This window comes from Pirellulales bacterium (assembly GCA_035546535.1).
In the GTDB taxonomy this organism is placed as follows: Bacteria; Planctomycetota; Planctomycetia; order Pirellulales; family JACPPG01; genus JACPPG01.
This window is the reverse complement of sequence record DASZWQ010000155.1, coordinates 24,618-43,328: the sequence shown is the minus strand read 5'-3', so window position 1 is coordinate 43,328 and position 18,711 is coordinate 24,618. Positions and strand designations below refer to the sequence as shown.

13 protein-coding genes are annotated in these 18,711 nt (G+C 62.6%); 7 read left to right on the top strand and 6 right to left on the bottom strand.

What is annotated here, in order from left to right:
• Nucleotides 1–143 precede the first annotated feature (143 nt).
• The 4 genes from VHD36_18780 (at nt 144) to VHD36_18765 (ending at nt 6,265) form a co-directional block, all read left to right on the top strand.
• Nucleotides 144–1,907, top strand: a complete 1,764-nt coding sequence (locus VHD36_18780) for a redoxin domain-containing protein (protein ID HVU89380.1) — start codon at nt 144–146, stop codon at nt 1,905–1,907.
• Between the two features lie 6 nt (nt 1,908–1,913).
• Nucleotides 1,914–2,315, top strand: coding sequence for a hypothetical protein (locus VHD36_18775; protein ID HVU89379.1), 402 nt, complete (start codon nt 1,914–1,916; stop codon nt 2,313–2,315).
• A gap of 117 nt (nt 2,316–2,432) precedes the next feature.
• A complete protein-coding gene (locus VHD36_18770) occupies nt 2,433–4,262 on the top strand; it encodes a sulfatase-like hydrolase/transferase (protein HVU89378.1) in 1,830 nt (609 codons plus the stop codon).
• 116 nt (nt 4,263–4,378) lie between these two features.
• Nucleotides 4,379–6,265, top strand: a complete 1,887-nt coding sequence (locus VHD36_18765) for a LamG-like jellyroll fold domain-containing protein (GenBank protein HVU89377.1) — start codon at nt 4,379–4,381, stop codon at nt 6,263–6,265.
• A gap of 159 nt (nt 6,266–6,424) precedes the next feature.
• On the opposite strand, the gene VHD36_18760 is transcribed toward VHD36_18765, so the two are convergent.
• The 5 genes from VHD36_18760 to ilvN all read right to left on the bottom strand — a co-directional run bounded on the left by VHD36_18760 (nt 6,425) and on the right by ilvN (nt 10,093).
• Nucleotides 6,425–6,703, bottom strand: a complete 279-nt coding sequence (locus VHD36_18760) for a DUF5076 domain-containing protein (protein HVU89376.1) — start codon at nt 6,701–6,703, stop codon at nt 6,425–6,427.
• 79 nt (nt 6,704–6,782) lie between these two features.
• Entirely contained in the window at nt 6,783–7,691 is a 909-nt protein-coding gene (locus VHD36_18755) for a radical SAM protein (protein ID HVU89375.1), read from the bottom strand.
• 126 nt (nt 7,692–7,817) lie between these two features.
• Entirely contained in the window at nt 7,818–8,129 is a 312-nt protein-coding gene (locus tag VHD36_18750; protein ID HVU89374.1) for a hypothetical protein, read from the bottom strand.
• 180 nt (nt 8,130–8,309) lie between these two features.
• Nucleotides 8,310–9,314: a ketol-acid reductoisomerase gene (gene ilvC / locus VHD36_18745; GenBank protein HVU89373.1), complete on the bottom strand. Its 1,005-nt coding sequence runs from the start codon at nt 9,312–9,314 to the stop codon at nt 8,310–8,312.
• A 230-nt stretch (nt 9,315–9,544) separates the two neighbouring features.
• A complete protein-coding gene (ilvN, locus tag VHD36_18740; protein HVU89372.1) occupies nt 9,545–10,093 on the bottom strand; it encodes an acetolactate synthase small subunit in 549 nt (182 codons plus the stop codon).
• A 225-nt stretch (nt 10,094–10,318) separates the two neighbouring features.
• On the opposite strand from ilvN, the gene uvrA reads away from it, so the two are divergent.
• The 3 genes from uvrA to VHD36_18725 all read left to right on the top strand — a co-directional run bounded on the left by uvrA (nt 10,319) and on the right by VHD36_18725 (nt 15,887).
• A complete protein-coding gene (gene uvrA / locus VHD36_18735; protein HVU89371.1) occupies nt 10,319–13,252 on the top strand; it encodes an excinuclease ABC subunit UvrA in 2,934 nt (977 codons plus the stop codon).
• Between the two features lie 64 nt (nt 13,253–13,316).
• Nucleotides 13,317–15,446: a tetratricopeptide repeat protein gene (locus tag VHD36_18730; protein HVU89370.1), complete on the top strand. Its 2,130-nt coding sequence runs from the start codon at nt 13,317–13,319 to the stop codon at nt 15,444–15,446.
• 84 nt (nt 15,447–15,530) lie between these two features.
• Nucleotides 15,531–15,887, top strand: coding sequence for a (2Fe-2S) ferredoxin domain-containing protein (locus VHD36_18725; GenBank protein HVU89369.1), 357 nt, complete (start codon nt 15,531–15,533; stop codon nt 15,885–15,887).
• A 47-nt stretch (nt 15,888–15,934) separates the two neighbouring features.
• On the opposite strand, the gene VHD36_18720 is transcribed toward VHD36_18725, so the two are convergent.
• Nucleotides 15,935–18,595: a hypothetical protein gene (locus VHD36_18720; protein HVU89368.1), complete on the bottom strand. Its 2,661-nt coding sequence runs from the start codon at nt 18,593–18,595 to the stop codon at nt 15,935–15,937.
• Nucleotides 18,596–18,711 lie beyond the last annotated feature (116 nt).

The following is an 18,711-nucleotide window of genomic DNA, read 5'->3' as shown; positions in this document are numbered from 1 at the left end:
CGCTATCGAGCTGTTTGTGCATCTGCTCCATTCACTTTTTCTGTTTGAGCCTCACACCTGTCATTCAAGGCTTATCAATGCCCATCAATCGGCCAAATCAACGTACCACCTTCGCGATTCTTTGGTCGCTAGCGCTCATGCTTATGCCCGCCGTGGCTCAAGCCGCTAAACAAGGTACGGTCGGCCAAAAGGTCGACGATTTCACGCTCCGCGATTTTCACGGCCAAAGCCGATCGCTGGCCGATTATCGCGACAGCAAAGTCGTGGTGCTGGCTTTCCTGGGCACCGAATGTCCGCTCGTGAAACTCTACACGCCGCGCCTTGTGGAACTGGCGCGCGAATACGAGGCGCGCGGCGTGCAGTTTCTGGGCATCGACGCGAACGTGCAAGACACGCCGACCGAGATCGGGCGCTACGTCCTGGCATTCGATATTCCGTTTCCACTATTGAAGGACGCCGGCAACGTCGTGGCGGATAAGATATCGGCCGAGCGAACGCCGCAGGTGTTCGTACTCGACGAGGCGCGCGTGGTGCGCTACGCCGGACGGATCGACGACCAGTTTGGCGTCGGTTACCACAAACAAAAGCCCGAGCATCGCCCGTTAGCCTCGGCCCTCGACGAGCTGCTGGCCGGCAAGGAAGTGAGCCAGCCGTTCACCGACGCGCCCGGCTGCTTGATTGGTCGCACGCGCAAGGTCGAGCCGCGCGGCGACATCACCTACAGCAATCAGGTGGCGCGGATTCTGAACAAGCATTGCGTCGAATGCCACCGCGAAGGGCAGCTCGCGCCATTTCCGCTGACCAGCTACGACGAAACGATCGGCTGGGCCGACATGATTCGCGAAGTGGTGGACCAGGGGCGCATGCCGCCGTGGTTCGCTGATCCGCAATTTGGTCATTTCAGCAATGATTCGAGCATGACGGCGGACGACAAGGCGATGCTAAAAAAATGGGTCGACAACGGCTGTCCCGAAGGAGACCGCGGGCAGCTCCCCCCGGCTCCGACGTTCGCCAGCAAGTGGCAGATCGGCGAGCCCGACGCGGTTTATGAAATGCAAGAGGAATACACCGTGCCGGCCGAGGGAGTGATCGATTACCAGTATTTCCAGATCGATCCCGGCTTCACCGAGGATAAGTGGCTCTCGATGGCCGAAGCGCGGCCGGGTAATACGGCTGTGGTGCATCACATCGTGCTCTTCTCGCTGCCGCCCGGCACCAAGATTCGCAGCCCGGAAGAAGCCCAGGCGCAAGGCCAGATGATCGCCGTTTACGCGCCGGGGATGCCGCCCTGGCGCTATCCCGAGGGGACCGGCATCAAGATCGCGGCCGGGTCGACCTTTTACATCCAGATGCACTACACCACCAACGGCATTCAACAGAAAGATCGCAGCATGGTCGGGCTGAAATTCGCCGATCCAGCCTCGGTCAAGAAAAAAGTGATGTACGGCATGGCGGTCAACGCCGGCTTCGAGATCCCGCCGCACGCCGACAATCACGAAGTGGTGTCGAAGGTGAAATTCAGCAAAGACATGCTGCTGTTGAATCTTTTCCCGCACATGCACTATCGCGGCAAGTCGTTCCGCATCGAGTCGGTTACACCCGATGGCGAGCGCGAAGTGCTCCTGGACGTGCCGCACTACGACTTCAACTGGCAGTTGCGCTACGACCTGGCTGAGCCCAAGTTCATGCCCAAGGGTTCGCAACTGATCTGCACCGGGCACTTCGACAATTCCGAGAACAACCCGTCGAATCCCGATCCGACGAAGGCCGTACGCTTCGGGCTGCAAACGTTCGAAGAGATGCTGGTCGGGTATTACACGATCGTCCGCGCCGACGAAGACCTGACCAAGGGCGAGCCCGAGCCGAAACGGAAGAAATCGAAGCGGGCCGAGGCGGCGACGAATTAATCTCCGATGAAAATGCCACAGTGGAAAGCACCCGAGGACATCGATGAAGCGCTCGCGGAAAGCGATGGCATTTGGGAAGACGAACGCTGGTCGCCGATACTGCTGACCGCGATGTCTGGCACCGAACTCGACGGCCGCGAGATTCCAATCGCGTGGCAGATCGACTTTCAGCCCGACGACGAAGCTTGCGAAGATGCGAACGCTCAATTGGAAGAGTCGGGCGTCGAGCCCGACGGTTACGGTTGGGGCGAACTCATTCGCAAAACGATCGAATCGAGTGATGCGGCACTAGCGTCTCGACTGCACCTCGGCGATTGCGAGTCCGATTCATGCGTCGTGTGGGTCGAATCGGAGAAGGACTGCCGAACGCTGATAGAAGCGACGTGGAAACTGATGTTCGAAGCTTAAGCATGTAGACTGACGCGGTTTCCCTACGCATTCCGTATTTGCAAATAGTTAATGCTGTCGCCACGCGTCATTGCTTTTCTCTCTATGCATCGGCTCTTGCGCCTGGCAAGCGCATTGATGGCAAGTGCCGTGCTTTGCGCGGCCTGCGGCGCCTCGCAAGCGGACGTTCCGCCCGCGCGGCCGAATATTCTCTGGCTCACCAGCGAGGATCACGGTCCCCACCTGGGCTGCTACGGCGACAAGTTCGCCAGCACGCCGAACATCGACGCGCTGGCCGCCCGCGGCATGATCTATCGCCACGCCTGGTCGAACGCGCCGGTCTGTGCTCCGGCCCGCACGACGCTGATCTCGGGCATGTACGCCACGTCGACCGGCGCCGAGCATATGCGTAGCCTGGTCGCCTACCCGGCCGGCAAGCAGATGTTTCCGCAGTTGCTCCGCACGGCGGGCTACTACTGCACGAACAACAGCAAAGAGGATTACAACCTGGCCAAGCCGGGGAAAGTGTGGGATGTCTCGTCGAACAAAGCGCACTGGCGCGGCCGCAAGTCAGAGCAGCCGTTCTTCGCCGTGTTCAACTCGACGAAGAGCCACGAGAGCCAGATCCGCACCAGACCGCACGAGCTCACACACGATCCAGCCGGTGTGCGCGTGCCGCGCTACCACCCCGACACGCCCGAGGTGCGCCACGATTGGGCCCAGTATTACGACGGCGTGAGTGCTGCTGACGCCGACGCGGGGCAGCGTCTGCGCGAGCTCGAACAAGACGGCCTGACCGACACGACGATCATCTTTTATTTCGCCGACCATGGCTCCGGCATGCCGCGGTCCAAGCGCTCGGCATGCAACTCCGGTTTGCAGATGCCGCTGGTCGTGTACATACCCGAGGCGTTTCGCCGACTGCGTCCACCCGACTACCAGCCCGGCGGCGCGAGCGAGCGCTTGGTGAGCTTCGTCGATTTTGCGCCCACAGTGCTCAGCCTGGCGGGCATCGAGCCGCCCGCGTGGATGCAAGGGCATGCCTTTCTAGGGGCCCATGCCGCGCCGCCCCAGCCGTTCGTATTCGGTTTTCGCGGCCGCATGGACGAACGCTATGACATGGTGCGCAGTGCCACCGACGGCCGCTTCGTGTACGTGCGCAACTACATGCCGCACAAGCTGCCCGGGCAGCACGTGAGTTACATGTTCCAGACCCCCACGACGCAAATCTGGCAACGACTGCACGAAGAAGGGAAGCTGACCCCCGCTCAGGAAACGTTTTGGAAGCCAAAACCCGCGGAAGAGCTGTACGACCTGACGAAGGATCCCGACGAGATCGATAATCTGGCCGGGCTGCCCGAGCATCAGGAAACATTGCTGAAACTGCGCGATGCCCAACGCGAGTTGGCACGAAAGATTCGCGACGTGGGCTTTCTGCCCGAGGGGGAGATCCACGCACGCGCCTCCGGCACGACGCCTTACGACATGGGGCACGACGATGCGAAATACCCACTCGAGCGCATCATGCAGGCGGCAGAATTGGCATCGCGCAGTGACGCGGACGCGCTCAGGGGGCTGATGGAATACATGCAGGACGCCGATAGCGCCGTGCGCTATTGGGGTGCCATCGGCTTTTTGGTACGGGGGCGGCCGGCAATTGCGCCGGGGCAGAAGGCGCTCGTCGCGGCGCTCGTCGATGCTTCGCCTTACGTGCGCATCGTCGCGGCCGAGGCCCTGGCACGCTACGGCGAACCGGCGGATCGTGATCGTGCATTAGCCCTGTTGGCCTCGTTAGCGAATTGCGAGGAGAACAAGCTGTTCGCGGCGATGGCGGCGTTGAATGCCCTGGGGGCCGTGGGTGAGCTGCCGGCCATGCTTGTCGAGTCCTTGAAGAAGTTGCCCACCAGGTGTCAGACCCCTGACCCGCGTTACGCGGAATACATGGGACGCCTGGTCGGGGATTTGTAGCGGACGGGCGACTCTGGTTATCATCGGGGACACGTACGGGCCAGGTGAAGGTCGCGCCCGAACATGTTTCCGCCCCTGCTCGCCCACCTTTGCCTCGCCCTCAAAGGATCACCGCTATGATTCGGCACGCTGCCGCGTTCTTTTCCGTGCTTCTACTCATGGTCGCTGTCTCGCGCACGGCTGTGGCTCATCCCGACCATGTCGAGAAGGATATCCTGTTTCACTTTGCGGCCGGGACGCACGAGATTCAAAACGGCGCCTGGCAGGATCTGACGCACCAGGCGACGGCGCAGGTAATCGGCTCGCCGCTGTTCCGCAACTTTGGCCCAACCGAGGCGCTCGCGTTTCATGGCGATGAACATCTCAGCCTGGCCGGCAACCTGGCCGATGCAAAGAAGCTGCTGCCTGAGCGCGCTATGACGGTCACGGCATGGGTCCGCTTGGACGATTTGCCGGAGCGCGGCGCCCTGGTTGGTTTTCAAAGCAAGTCGCGTAACAATCGCGACGGATGGGCGCTCGGCTTTAACCGCGAATCGTTCGTCTTTTCGCTCGCCGCCGGCAAAACGCCCGGCGCAAACCCCGGCGCCACGCATCTCGTCGCGCGGACGCCGTTGGCCAAGGAGCGCTGGTACTACGTGGCCGCTACCTACGACGGAGAGCGGATGCGGCTCTTCGTCAATGGCGAATTGGAAGCCGAATCGAGCGCGCAGTCGGGCGATATTCGCTACCCGGAAAACGGTAGCTTCCTGATCGGTGCAGCGGCGGGCCGGCCCGGCGAGCTTTTCGAAGGGGGGCTGTACGAGCTGAAGTGCTACGCCCGCGCCCTGTCGGCCGATGAAATTCAAGCGGTCGCCAAGAAGAACGAAAACCTCATCGCCTGGGCCCCCACGCCCGAGACGGATTTGATGTTCCTCGTGAAGCCATATCTGCAATTCGCCACGGCGGATTCAATCACCGTGATGTGCGAAACGTCGCGCCCGGCCAGGATGCGGGTTGATTACGCCGAGCTGCGCCCCCTGGAGCAACACGCCGAAACGCCGGCCGCGCAGCTGATCAGCGAGGTGACGCTCACGGGGCTCAAGCCCGGCACCCGGTATTTTTATCGCGTGACCTGCACTGACGAAAAAGGGCAGGAGCTGCGCGGCCAACAATACTCGTTTCAAACCGATACCGGCGATGCGGTGCCGTGGGCGTTTGCCGTGATCGGCGACACGCAGCGCAATCCCGAGGTGACGCGTAAGTGCGCCGAGGGGGCCTTCTCGAAGCGGCCGAACTTTCTCATGCACTGCGGCGACGTCGTGGACGACGGTTTTGCCAAGAACCAATGGTTGAAAGACCTGTTCGAGCCCTGCTCGAACCTGCTCGCGCAGGTGCCGATGTTTCCCGTGATCGGCAATCACGAGAAGGACTCGCACTGGTACTACGATTACTTCTCGCTGCCGAAGCCGGAGTATTATTACACGTTCCGCTACGGCAATGCGCAGTTTTTCATGATCGATAGCAATAAGCCGCTCGGTCCGAAATCGCCGCAGTACGAGTGGTTGGAAAAGGAACTAGCGGCCTCGAAGGCGACGTGGAAATTCACCTGCCATCACCATCCGTGTTTCAGCTCGGACGAGAACGACTACGGCGACCACAACAAGGGAGCCGAAGGGACGAAGTTCGGCTACGGCGATCGCAACGCCCGGCAGTTGGTGCCGCTGTACGAGAAGTACGGCGTCGACATTGCCTTCAACGGCCACATCCACTTGTACGAGCGCACCTGGCCGATCTTCGAGATGGCGATCAACCAGCAGAAGGGAGTGCGCTATCTTACCAGCGGCGGCGGCGGCGGATCGCTCGAACAGGCCGCGCCGCAGCGTACCTGGTTCAGCTTGCACTTCCAGAAGGCGTATCACTACTGCTACGCCGCGATCAGCGACCGAACGATCGTCTTCAAGGCCTATGACATCGACGGACTCTTGTTCGATACGTTCGAGCTGACGAAGGCGGCGGACCGCTGAGTTACGGGGATGCGTCGGCGGTGGTTTATCTGGCACCGGCCGCAAAGAACATGCTTATTCGGCGTCGCCAAATAGGGAATGTGGTCCCACCAAGCCCCTAAGGTTGGAGATTACAGGACATCCAAAGCAACGACGACGCAGCGGTTGATTGAGCGCCCGTCATTCGTTGATGATGTTTCCCGTCGGTTCGTCGGTAGGTTTGGACCATTCCGCGTCGAGGAGTGCCTTGATCCGCGCGGCAGTCTTCTCTGGATCGAGTCCTTTCGTCTGACGATATGCCTCCGCCGCGTGGCGCGCCAGATCGGCCAGTACGATTCCCCAGACGGCGGGATCTTCCCAGGCGTCCGCGGCAAGCGAAACATGTTGTTGGCCGCCAGCAGCCCAGACGCGGATGAGTTCCCTCGAATTCGCATCGTTGATCGCTGCCGGCGGAATCAATAGTTCGTTGGCCTTCGATCGAAATGGCTTTTTAAACAGACCCATAAGCGAAACCCCGCCCAGTATTGTTTTGCCTCGGCTAGCTATAATGCACGCTCGTCGGAGAGCCGTAGAAGCCTTCCGCCGACAGGCCGGTTCGATTGCGCACGAGCTCCACGATCGCGTCGACCTCGGCGTTCGTTAATGGTGTGACATTCGATTCCGCCGGCCGTCGGGCGACGGTATAAATCTGCACTAGAGACAATTGGCCGCCGGCCGCCGTAATCTCGTTCAGCCGATCGCAAAACGCGTTCAGCTCCACGTCGCCGGGCGGCACATTGTCAATCCGCATGAACAGCGACTGGATTACCAGCGGCCTGACTCGGGCCGCCGCCGCGATGTTATCCAGAATACGGCGGAAGGGGATCGTCGTCCGCTCGACCAGGTGATAATACGCGTCGGTGCCGGCCTCGAGCTTGGCCCAAATCTCGCCCTGGTTCTGGTCGAGGATCGCCAGCCCGCGCTCGACGGCCGGACGATGAAACATGCTGGCGTTGGTGATCAGCACCATCTTCACCTGGTCGAGCCCGTGCCGGCGCTTCACCGCGGCGCAGGCCGAGACGATCTCGTCGAAATCGCGGTAGGTCGTGGGCTCGCCATCGCCGCTGAAGGCGATGTCATTCAATCGGCGCAAAGCGGCGGGCGTATCGCGGAAGCGCGGATGCGTGAACAACTCGCCCGACGTGACGAGCCGCAGCATGTGATCCAACTCGGCCAGCAACTGCTCGGTGCCGACGAAGCGCGTTTCGCTGGTGCTGACCCGATCGACCTGGCAGTAGATGCAGTCGAAGTTGCAGACTTTGTCCGGGTTCAGATTCACGCCGATCGAAACCCCGCCCGAGCGCCGACTGACGACCGGATAGACGAACCGGTTCGTTTCGAACGAGCGCGGATGCTCGCCAAATAAGGGAGTCGTGGGGCGCGAAGTCTGATCGACGTGCGGGTCCATGAAGTAATCGTCGGCGGACGGCGACCGGCGGTCAACTCAGTCGGACCGCGGGGCGGAGGAGCAACGAGCCGGACGCGACGCCCTTGCTGGTCGGCACCCGTGCGTTTCGAAGGCCGTAAGGGGCGATTAGCCCAGCCGACGCAGCTGCGAATACTCGTCCATCGTGATGGTGGTCAGCGAGCCGTCGGCCAGTTTCAGCACGACCAGGTCGCTAAAGGCCTTATCGTCCGGGTTGCGGCGAAAGTGCAGGCCGTGCCGGCGCCGCTCGAAACGGACCACCGTGCCCACGGTTTTCGTCTTCCACGTCTTTTGTCCCACTTTGACCTGGTGCGATACCTCGATGCGATCGCCGGGCTTGAGCTCGTTGATCACCTCGCGGGTGGTGATGTCGGTCGTGGCCGTGGTGGGGACTTGAGTCGGGACCGGGACTTGGGGCATAGCCGTTCGCTCTGAGGGCACCGGGGAGCTAAAAGCCGCAGCCCCATTGTCACCGCCGCCGCCAGTTTGGCAAGGTCGAGTCTTTTGTCGGTAGCCGGCCTCCGAGAGGCCGGGATTTCGCTCGAAGCAAAGCCCCGAGTCGCAGACCCCGGCTACAAATAACGACCTTTCGACGTCAGACTAAACTTCCTTCGACTTGATCCAGCTCATCAGGCGGCGCAGTTGGCGGCCGACGACTTCGATCGGGTGGCTGCGCTCGCGGCGACGCGTGGCCTTGAACGCCGGGGCGTTGGCCTTGTTTTCCAGGATCCACTCGCGGGCGAACTGGCCCGATTGGATCTCGTGCAGAATCTTCTTCATCTCGGCCCGGGTCGCGTCGGTCACGATCCGTGGTCCGCGGGTGTAATCGCCATACTCGGCGGTGTTCGAGATGCTGTAGCGCATGTAGTTCAAGCCGCCCTGGTAGAACAGGTCGACGATCAGCTTCAACTCGTGCATACATTCGAAGTAGGCCATCTCGGGCTGGTAGCCGGCTTCGACAAGGGTTTCAAAGCCTGCCTTGACCAGGGCGCTGACGCCGCCGCAGAGGACGACCTGCTCGCCGAAGAGATCTGTCTCGGTTTCCTCGGCAAACGTGGTTTCGATCACGCCGCCGCGCGTGCCGCCGATGCCCTTGGCATAGGCGAGACCGAGCTTGCGTGTCTCGTCGCTGGCCCCCTCGCTCAAGGCGATGAGGCAGGGGACGCCGCCGCCGGCCTCGAATTCGCTGCGCACCAGGTGGCCGGGCCCCTTCGGCGCGACCAGCAGGGTATCGACGCCCTTGGGAGCCTCGACCTGGCCGAAATGAACGTTGAAGCCGTGCGAGCACATCAGGATGTTGCCCGGCTTCAGGTGCGGCTTGATGCTCTGCTTGTAGACGTCCCCCTGCACCTCGTCGGGCAGCAGGATGTTGATCATGTCACCCTTTTCGGTCGCTTCTTCGGCCGAGACGGGCTTGAAACCATCCTTCACCGCCAGGTCGTAATTCGCGCTACCCGGCCGCTGGCCGACGATCACGTTGCAACCGCTGTCGCGCAGGTTCAGGGCGTGTGCGTGGCCTTGCGAGCCGTAGCCCAGGATGGCGATCGTCTTTCCTTTCAGCAGTGCCAGGTCGGCGTCTTTGTCGTAATAGATCTTGGCGGGCATGGCGTGTTCCTCGGTTTGTGTATCCAGCTAGTTATGTTCTTGGGGATTTGTTGAGTTAGACGTCCCTGCGGAGTCCATTCCCCTCCCTGTCAGGGAGGGGCCAGGGGAGGGTAACGGGTTGCGATCGAGTGAACTCGGTTCTTGATGACGGCTTTACCCCTCACCCTTCCCTCTCCCCTGAGGGGAGAGGGGTTTTTACGTGCGCTGGTTCCTTTGGGATTCTTCCCAGGTTACGCGAAGTCCGACGGCGTGGCTTCGAACGTCCGGCCCGTGGGGGACCGGCGATCGACCGTGCTCTCCTTTGATCCGCGGACCATGGCGATCCGTCCGGTCCGCACCAGTTCGCAGATGCCGAAGGGGCGCATCAAGTCGATGAACGCTTCGACCTTGCGCTCTTGCCCCGAGATTTCCACGATCACGGCTTCGGCGGCCACGTCGACCACGCGTCCGCGGAAGATTTCGGCCAACTGGTGGACTTCATTGCGGCGGGCGCCATCGGCGGCCTTGACCTTGATGAGCATCAGGTCGCGCTCGACAAAATTCTGCGAGCTGATGTCATCGACGCGGACGACCGTAACGATCTTCGAGAGCTGCTTGCGGACCTGCTCCAGCACGCTGTCGTCGCCCATGATGACAAAGGTCATCCGCGACAGGTGCGGATCCTCGGTTTCGCCGACGGCCAGGCTGTCGATGTTGTAGCCGCGCGAGGCGAGCATGCCCGAGATATGCGCCAACACGCCCGGCACGTTTTGCACCAGGGCCGATATGACGTGCCGCATCTCAATCCCCCGAAAAGTAGCTGATAATAGCCCCGCTTCATGACGCCGACAAGTCCCGCCCTGCACATGGTTCGCCCCCGGCAAACTGCGCAAGTCCTGCGGCGGCGATGGCTTTACGTTACCAATGTACCACGCGTACCGGCCTGGCCGCCGGTTGTCACTTTCCGATGGCTCTGTTAGCCTCGAAAGTTTGGGGTCTACGCAGCGTAGCTGCCTGGGAGCCGCATGAGTCACGCCGCCTCGAAAGCCGGCAATGGCCGTTCGACCCGCGAGGATTTCATCCGTCTGCGCGGCGTTCGCGTCCACAATCTCCGCAACCTCGACCTCGATATTCCCCGCGACCGGCTGGTTGTCATTACCGGACCCAGCGGGTCGGGAAAAAGTTCGCTGGCCTTCGACACGATCTTTGCCGAAGGGCAGCGGCAATATATCGAAAGCCTGTCGGTTTACGCCCGCCAGTTTCTGCACCAGCTCGAACGGCCGGATGTCGACTCGATCGACGGGCTGCAGCCGACGATTTCCATCGATCAGCAGGCCGGCGCGCAAAACCCACGAAGCACGGTCGCCACGGTCACCGAAATCTACGATTACCTGCGCTTGCTCTTCGCCCGGACCGGATTGCCGCATTGCTTTCGCTGCGGGGCCGAGATTCGCCAGCAATCGCCAACCCAGATCGTCGACGCCCTTGCGGCCCTGGCCGAGGGCACGAAAGTGCTGCTGCTCGCCCCGCTCGTGCGCGGGCGGAAGGGACAGCATCAAGAGGTGTTCGACGCTATTCGCAAGGCGGGCTTCGTGCGGGCTCGGGTCGACGGCGTCGTCTATGAGCTCGACGCCGTGCCGACGCTCACCAAGGGGAGGCAGCACACCATCGAAGCCGTGGTCGATCGGCTGATCATTCGCGCGGGAGTCCACACCCGGGCGACCGAGAGCGTGCAACTGGCGCTGCGGCATGGGCCCGGCCTGGTCGTGGCGGCCACGCTCGCGCCAGGATCCGATTCGAAGACCGGCACCTGGCAGGATTTGCTCTTCAGCACGCAACACGCCTGCCCGACCTGCGGCCTGAGCTACGAAGAGCTGGAGCCGCGCACCTTCAGCTTCAACAGTCCCTATGGCGCGTGTCGCACCTGCGACGGGCTCGGCTCGCGCGTGGCGTTTGATCCCGACCTGGTGGTGCCGGATCGTACATTGTCGCTGGCCGGCGGCGCGGTCGTGCCGTGGCGCGGCGCGCCGGCCGCGGTGTCGGCAAAACACCGGCGCGAGATGGCGCCCTTTGCGGCGACCCACGAATTCCGCTGGAACACGCCGCTCGAGGCGCTCAAACCGCAAGTATTCGACGCCTTGCTGTGCGGCGAAGGGAGCGAGTTTCCGGGCATCCTGGGCATGCTCGAACGCGAGTTCGCCGGCGCCACGACGCCCGCCGCCCTGCAGCGCTGGGAGAAATTCCGCGGCGTGGTCACCTGCCCGGCCTGTCACGGGTCGCGGTTACGACCCGAAGCGCGCAGCGTGACGATCGACGGCCGCGCCATTCACGAAGTGACGGCGCTGACGGTCGAACGGGCGAAGGAATACTTCGCCGCTCTCGTCTTTACCGACGTGCAGGCCGAGATCGCGGCGCCGATTACCACGCAGATTCGCACTCGGCTGGATTTTCTGGCCAATGTCGGGCTGGCTTACCTGACGCTCGACCGCACCGCTGATTCGCTTAGCGGTGGCGAATTGCAGCGTATCCGCCTGGCCAGCAGCATCGGCTCGGGCCTGGTCGGAGTGTGCTACGTGCTGGACGAACCGTCGATCGGCTTGCACCCGCGCGACAACGAGCGTTTGATCCGCGCCCTCCGCGACCTGGAACAGCAGGGGAACAGCGTCCTGGTCGTCGAGCATGACGAAGCGATCATGCGCGCCGCCGATTATTTGATTGACCTCGGGCCGGGGGCGGGCGTGGCCGGCGGTCAACTCGTGGCCCAGGGGACGCCGGCTCAGGTGGCCAAGTCTCCCGCATCGATCACGGGGCAGTTTTTGTCGGGCGCCGCTACGATCGGCGTCACCGTGCGACGACCTGCCAACCTGCGGCGGGCGATCACGCTCGAAGGTGTGACGACCAATAACCTCAAAGACGTCAGTGTTTCGTTCCCTTTGTCGGTGTTGGTGTGCGTCACGGGCGTGAGTGGATCGGGCAAGAGCTCGCTCGTGAACGAGACACTGGTACGCGGCATCACCCGCCGCCTGACAGGCACCGGCCCCAAGCCGGGACCGTATCGCAGCCTGACGGGCGTGAGCGCGATCGACAAGCTGGTCGAGATCGATCAATCGCCGATCGGCCGCACGCCGCGCAGCAACCCGGCCACGTACACGGGCATCTTCGACGAAATACGCAAGGTCTTTGCCGGCACGCGCGACGCCCAGTTGCGCGGCTACAAAGCCAGCCGCTTCAGCTTCAACGTCAAAGGGGGGCGTTGCGAAACGTGCCAGGGACAGGGGCAGCAGAAGATCGAGATGAACTTTCTGCCCGACCTGTATGTGCCGTGCCCTGAGTGCCACGGCGCGCGGCTGAATCGGCAGACGCTCGAAGTGCACTATCGCGGCCGCTCGATCGCCGACACGTTGGCGATGAGCATCGACGAGGCGCTGGCATTTTTCGAGAACTTCCCCACGATTCACCGCGTGCTGGCTTGCCTGCACGATGTAGGATTGGGGTATCTGCCGCTGGGGCAATCGTCGACGACGCTTTCCGGCGGCGAAGCGCAACGCATCAAACTGGCCACCGAACTATCGCGCAGTGACACCGGCAAGACCTTGTACGTCCTCGACGAGCCGACCACGGGACTGCACTTCGACGATATCCGCCGCCTGCTTTCGGTGCTGGGCCGGCTGGTCGACCTTGGTAACACGGTCGTGGTGATCGAGCACCAGATGGACGTGATCAAATGCGCCGATTGGATCATCGACCTCGGGCCCGAAGGGGGCGAGGCCGGCGGATACGTGCTGGCCACCGGAACGCCGGAAGAGATCGCCGACATCCTGGATAATCAAACGGGGCGATTCTTGGGCGAAGCGCTTGCCGGCGCCAGCGCGGGATCGACTCATGCAGTAACCAACGGTAGCCGCGCGTCGACAGCCAAGATCGCGGAAGCGCGTGACACGGATGAAAACCGATCCTAAACGCAAGCGATCCTCGGCCGATGCGGTCCCTCGCGCGCGGGAGCCGGCGAAGAAAAAAAACATCGTGGCCCGTTACCCTTGGCGCATACTGCTTCGCACGCCGCTGGCGGGCCTGGTCTTGGTGGCGATGGTGCTGGCGACGTTCGCACCCACCCTGCGCAACCAGTACATCTGGGATGACGATTCCTACGTCACGAAGAATCTGAATCTGCGGACGCCGGAGGGCCTGTATGCGACGTGGTTCGAGCCGTTCTCGCTGCCGCAGTATTATCCGCTCGTGCATACGACGTTCTGGCTCGAATATCAGGCGTGGAAGCTCAATCCGTTGGGCTACCACGTCGACAACATGCTGCTGCACGCGGTGGGCGTGCTGCTCGCCTGGCGGGTGTTGCTACGGCTGGGCGTTCCCTGGGCCTGGCTAGCGGCGGCCTTGTTTGCCGTTCATCCGGTGGTCGTCGAATCGGTGGCCTGGATCACGGAGCGAAAAAACGTCCTCTCCGAAGTGCTCGTGCTCGCCTCGATGCTATGTTATCTGCGATTTGCGCCCGTCGATGAGGCGACGACCAGCACGCCATCCGGTCGCTGGCGCTGGCTGTATTACGGGCTGGCGCTTGTGCTCTTCGCAGGCGCGCTATTGAGCAAGACGGTCGTGGCCTCGATGCCGGCCGCGCTGCTGGTGATCTACTGGTGGCGCCGCGGGCGCATTGGTTGGCGCGAGATATTGCCTCTCGTGCCGTTTCTCATGGCGGGAGCCGGCCTGGGCATGGTGACGGCCTGGCTCGAGCGCATTCACGTCGGCGCCGAGGGAGACGATTGGTCCTTCACGCGCGCCGAACGGCTGCTGATCGCGGGGAGGGCCGTTTGGTTCTATGCGACGAAGTTGGCCTGGCCGCACCCGATCATATTCTTTTATCGGCGTTGGGATATCGACGGCCATGTGTGGTGGCAATATCTGTTTCCGGCGGCGGCCATGGCCCTGGTCGTGGTGTTATGGCTGGCGCGGAAGCGCACCGGCCGGGGACCGCTGGCGGCGGCACTTATTTTTGGCGGCGTGCTCGTGCCGGCCATCGGCTTTTTCAACGTCTATCCGTTCCGCTTCTCCTTCGTCGCGGACCACTTTCAATATCACGCGACGCTGGCGCTGTTCGCGCTGGCCGCGGCAGGCTGCGCGCTTCTGGACGCGCGATTGACGTCGCTGGCCGGCACACGCGCTCAGACCACCGGCCGGGCCGCGGTTTCTCCCCATGCGCTGCAATTGGCCTGGCGATCGATCCTGGGAGTGGTTTTGCTCGTGCTGTCCACGATTTCTTTTCGGCAGTGCTTCACGTACTACGACCTTGAGACCTTGTACAACGACGTCATCAAAAAGAACCCGACGGCGTGGGTGGCATATTCGAACCTCGGGGCGCATTTCCTCCGCGCCCACCGCGGCGACGAAGCCACGGATTTGTTGCGCCGTGGCCTTGAGGTCGCCCCGAAGAGCGCGTATACGCATTCCAACTACGGCTGCGTGATCCTCGACAAGGGTAAACGCGACGGATTCGAGCCGGGGCAGCTCGAAGAGGCCATCGCGCATTTCGAGGAGGCAATCCAACTGGAACCGAGATTGCTGTCGGCACGCGTCTCGCTGGCCGAAGCCCTGGCCGAGCAGCACCGCATCGACGAGGCCGAAAAGAATCTCTCGATCGTGCTCGACCGACAGCCGAATAATGTGTACGCGCTCGCCGGAATGGGATCGCTCCTGGTCACGGAGAAGCGCTGGGAAGACGCTCGTAAGTGTTTTCAGCGCGCCGTTGACTACAGCCCTCGTTCCGCTAGTGCCCAACACGGGCTTGGCCTGGCACTGGTGAACTTGGGAAGAAACCAGGAAGCCCTCTCCCACTTGCACATCGCGGCGCAACTCAACCCCGATTCGCACGAGATACATTATGTGTGGGGCAACGCACTATTCAATCTAGGCGACTATCGCACTGCGATCGACCAGTACGACAAAGCGCTGGAAATCAAGGAGGACTACCTCGACGCGCTGAGCAATCGAGGCGTGGCATTCGGGCAGTTGGGAGATGCCGACCGCGCGATCCAAAGCTTTCAGCGACTGGTCGAGTTGGACCCCGATTTCAACGGGGCGAAAGAGAATTTGAAAAATGCCATTGAGCTGAAAAAACAGCAGAGTGCCGCGGTGAAGCCCAACTGATCCTGCGAACCGATGGGGGGCAGTCGGCGTGCCTCCCGAGAAGCAGGCAAGGACCCCTGGCCCGATATAAGGAACGCTATCCCGATGCCTCCGTTTGCCTGTCACGTGTTTGTGTGCTGCAACACCCGCGAGCCCGGCCACCCGCGCGGCTGCTGCGATCCGGATGCCAGCGAGGCGCTGCGCAACCTTTTTGCGGCCGAACTGAAAGGGCGAAAGCTGGAAGCGCCGGTGCGAGCGAATCGGGCCGGCTGCCTCGACCAGTGCGAGTATGGGCCGACCGTCGTGATCTACCCGCAACAGATTTGGTACGGCCGCGTGCGCGCCGAGGATGTGCCGCGCATCGTCGACGAAACGATCATTGGTGGCCGCGTGCTCGATGATCTACGCATCCCTGACGAGTGCCTGAATACCAAGGGCAAGGTTCCCTGGCCGCACGCGTAACCGATTCGGAAAGGGTTGTGCGTTTTTTTCAACGACTCGTGCCCATCTCATCGCACCTGCTCGAAGATGTCCTCGATCGTCAGCGACGGTTCTTCGTCGCCGGGGGCGAAGAAGAGTGGTTCTTCGAGCGGTGAGAGCGCCCCCAGGTTGCCGTCGGATATCTGGGACCAGGCGGCGTCGATCGCGTCTTTCTGGCGCTGATTCATTTTCCACGACAGGGGCGTGAAATAATCGTCCCATTCGTCGCTCGTGGGCTTGAAGATCATTCTGGCAGCGTGGCTGACGCCCGCATGGCCAGGCAGTGTGAAGGCGAACTTGACGGCCGCGATCTGCAAGGGGGGCTGATCCCGACGGCGGCGCTGTTCGCGCAGCGGATGGGCTTGCTCGGCGGCCGTCGGAGCTTCCGGTACGCTACCGAGTGGCGTCACCTCGCCCGTCTTTTGCCGCCGCACCAGGTTGTGCGTGACGGCGAAAGGCTCCAACACGCGGCGCATCGTGGGCGGCTCGCCGTCCGCTGCCTGGGCGTTTCCAGGGGCAGCCGCATTCGCGTCGGCATTGGCCCGCGCGGCCTCGCGCCGGCCGGCGCGGTCGGCCCAGCGGCGCACTTCGGCGATGAGCATGGCCTGCATCTGCGCGGCTTCCCATTCGCCGCGCTCGGACTGCGAGGATTCGCGTACTTGCGTGAGCAGTTCCAAGGGGCCCGTCAGCGCCCGCCGCCAGGCCGAGCTGGAAACCTGGTCTTCGAGCGCTTCGTCCTGCCCGTCGTAGGTGGTGCGCGGCTGTGGCTGCGCGCCGGCGAACGGCAGAATCCGCACGATCAGAATCCGGTCGAACGGCGGCGACTCGTTCGACGTCTCGTCGGTTTGATAATGCGACAATAACTGCGTCAACGTCTGGATCACGGTCAAGATGCCTTCGTTCTCGGCGTAGCCCCCGTCGGCGAAGGGGACGCGGGGATACGGTTCGTCGTCGAAGACGGGCCGGCAAATCGGCGAGACGTAGGAGAACGTGGCCGAAAGCCGGGCGGCTGCCACCACGCTCAAGTCCCAGTTGGGATAGGCCTGGACCAACTCCTCGGGATCGCACACCCGACCGCTGTCGCGTTCGATCAGCCGGATGGGCGACCAAAGAAACCGCGCGCCGGTGCTGCCGTTGGTGCTGTTGAAAATAGGAATCGGTGCGGCCGACTTTTCGATATCGTGCAGCATGCGCCGCACCGTGTAGGTTGACGAGTCATGATGCGCGAGGCGCGCCGACCACAGATCCTCGAGCACCGTGCCGCGATCGCGCAACAGGCCCGGCCACACGCGCCGCACCGGCAATATCGTGGGCACCAGGTCGTAGAACGCCACGCCCCAGGCCGTGGCTTCGAGGCTCGAAGCGCGTGCATTGTCGTTGATCGCCGCGATCGCGGCGTTGGTTTCCTCGGGAGACTTCGCACCGGTGAGTTCCGCGTACCGATCCAGGTAGTACATCAAACCCACGCTGCCACCGGAGACTCCGCTCGTGAGCCGGACACTGCGTGTGAAAGCAACGCCAAAGCGGCGGTGCAATTCGGTCAGCACCTTGGCGGTCCAGGCCGTGGCTTGAATACCGCCGCCCGCCGCGGCCACCACGACCAGCGTGCGCTTGCCGTCTTTGCCGCGCGGCAGGGCCAGCAGATTCGTCGCATCATCGCCGGGCTGCCATTGGCGGACGACTTCGTAAAACGTCGGCGGGTCGGGTGAGGTGGCCCCACGACGCTGCATTTTGAAGTAATGATCGTTCCGCGACGCCAGGCTCAAGAGCACGCCGGCGGTCAACAGTACGATCGGCACCGGCAGCCGGTATAGATCCAACCAGAATGAGGCCGCGGTCAACAGCACTCCGGCGATGATCAGGATCATGATCACGTAGAACAGCACCGGCACCGAGACGTCGGTTGGCTTCACCACGAAGTAGACGGCCGCGTAGCCCAACAGCGCCAGAAAGAGTGTCAAGAACAACTGTGCGTGGCCGGGACGCATGCGATAGATCGGCGGATCGTCGGGCGACACGCCTTCGCCGGTGACCCGCTCGCTGTAGCCGGCCGCCGACTGCAGCAGGTACGCGGCCAGGGCATCGATCGATGCGACCAAACGCGTGCCCGCCAGCCGGCGGAACAAGGCGTCGCTGGGCAGTAGCTCGGCGGCGGTCAACTGGTGGCCGATCGCGAAGCGTGCCGTCCCGCTGGCCACGATCAGCAGGGCGATCGCGGCGCCGATGCCGGCCAGCATCGGCAGCCCGGCATGCTCGACCATTTGCGCCGCCGTTGGCGCGCTGCCCGTGTTGCCATACGGCGTCGCCCAGGCACAGACCAACGGCACCGTCAGGCCGATCGCGAGCCAGATCACGATCCACAACACGCTCCAGGCGAACGTGAACGAAGGGCCGTCGAAATCCCAGTTCGGACAATCGCGAAAGCGATCCTTGGCGTTCAAAAGCGTGACCCGTGCCTCGACCATCGATAGCGCCACGGCCACAAGCGCGAGCCACGTCAAGTGGAACATCTGGTGCCGGCCATCGACCAGGAACATGTTCCCGAGGATCGTATTGGTGCGAAACTGCCATCCGAGCAAGGCCAGCAGCAAAAGCGCCGCCGGCACCAGCATGGCATAGCGCACAAAGAACGCGAGGTGTATGGCACCCGGCAGCAAAGCGACATGGCGGTCGTTGTCGCTATCAGGCATGAGGCACCTCCGTGTGCGTGTGTCGAACGATCAATCGTACGAAGCTGCGTCTACCAATCTTCCAGCGATAATTCCGTGAGAAGTGGTACCGTTGCCTTCGCTACGTTTCGACGGCC

Bases quoted from the DNA above. Each gene is read 5' to 3' on its own strand.
- VHD36_18780 (HVU89380.1), top strand. From the start codon at position 144: ATGCCCGCCGTGGCTCAAGCCGCTAAACAAGGTACGGTCGGCCAAAAG.
- VHD36_18775 (HVU89379.1), top strand. From the start codon at position 1,914: ATGAAAATGCCACAGTGGAAAGCACCCGAGGACATCGATGAAGCGCTC.
- VHD36_18770 (HVU89378.1), top strand. From the start codon at position 2,433: ATGGCAAGTGCCGTGCTTTGCGCGGCCTGCGGCGCCTCGCAAGCGGAC.
- VHD36_18765 (HVU89377.1), top strand. From the start codon at position 4,379: ATGATTCGGCACGCTGCCGCGTTCTTTTCCGTGCTTCTACTCATGGTC.
- VHD36_18755 (HVU89375.1), bottom strand. From the start codon at position 7,691: ATGGACCCGCACGTCGATCAGACTTCGCGCCCCACGACTCCCTTATTT.
- VHD36_18750 (HVU89374.1), bottom strand. From the start codon at position 8,129: ATGCCCCAAGTCCCGGTCCCGACTCAAGTCCCCACCACGGCCACGACC.
- ilvC (HVU89373.1), bottom strand. From the start codon at position 9,314: ATGCCCGCCAAGATCTATTACGACAAAGACGCCGACCTGGCACTGCTG.
- ilvN (HVU89372.1), bottom strand. From the start codon at position 10,093: ATGCGGCACGTCATATCGGCCCTGGTGCAAAACGTGCCGGGCGTGTTG.
- uvrA (HVU89371.1), top strand. From the start codon at position 10,319: ATGAGTCACGCCGCCTCGAAAGCCGGCAATGGCCGTTCGACCCGCGAG.
- VHD36_18725 (HVU89369.1), top strand. From the start codon at position 15,531: ATGCCTCCGTTTGCCTGTCACGTGTTTGTGTGCTGCAACACCCGCGAG.
- VHD36_18720 (HVU89368.1), bottom strand. From the start codon at position 18,595: ATGCCTGATAGCGACAACGACCGCCATGTCGCTTTGCTGCCGGGTGCC.